The sequence below is a fragment of the Vibrio scophthalmi LMG 19158 genome, assembly GCF_000222585.1.
In the GTDB taxonomy this organism is placed as follows: Bacteria; Pseudomonadota; Gammaproteobacteria; order Enterobacterales; family Vibrionaceae; genus Vibrio; species Vibrio scophthalmi.
This window is the reverse complement of the sequence record NZ_AFWE01000055.1, coordinates 1-532: the sequence shown is the minus strand read 5'-3', so window position 1 is coordinate 532 and position 532 is coordinate 1. Positions and strand designations below refer to the sequence as shown.

General features: G+C 38.5%; 1 protein-coding gene. It reads right to left on the bottom strand.

Translation table 11 applies throughout. The features are described from left to right. Nucleotides 1-91: 91 nt before the first annotated feature. Nucleotides 92-313, bottom strand: coding sequence for a hypothetical protein (locus tag RH88_RS03495; protein WP_005593488.1), 222 nt, complete (start codon nucleotides 311-313; stop codon nucleotides 92-94). Between the last annotated feature and the right edge of the window lie 219 nt (nucleotides 314-532).

Here is a 532-nt window from a genome sequence, read left to right as displayed (position 1 = left end):
GTTGAAACGTCAATCGCTGCGAACGCAGGAACAGAAGCGATAGCAGAAACAGCAACAGTGGTTAAAACAACAAGTGATTTTTTCATGGTTATTACCTCTTAAATCCAAATTGAATAAGAATTGCATTGATTGTAAATGTCAGGCCATAAATTGAAGCAGCAGCACCAATAAGAGCAAAAACGGATTCAACAGTTAAAGCGTTTTCTTGCTCAGTAAAATCAGTTTGCTGAATCAAGTTAATGAACTGACAGGTTTCACCAGTTGCGACCGGAACAACTTGGAGCAAATCATTGACGACTTGAACGCAAATCATATCGATAGCCTCTAATGTGAAATATCTTGAAGGTCAGTAATCAAGTTGATTAACCCACCTCGTAAAAAAGCTAATTGGTTAAGATGTGCAGACTCGATTGGGTAATCCTGATTTTTAAGAGAAGAAAGTGCCAAACATTCAGAGTCAGTAAGCAATCTTTCTAAATGGTCAATCAAGTCGAGCACATCCATGCGTTAATCCCCTACGCTACTTTTTGAG

Coding starts and splice junctions, on each gene's coding strand:
- RH88_RS03495 (WP_005593488.1), bottom strand. CDS start 313: ATGATTTGCGTTCAAGTCGTCAATGATTTGCTCCAAGTTGTTCCGGTC.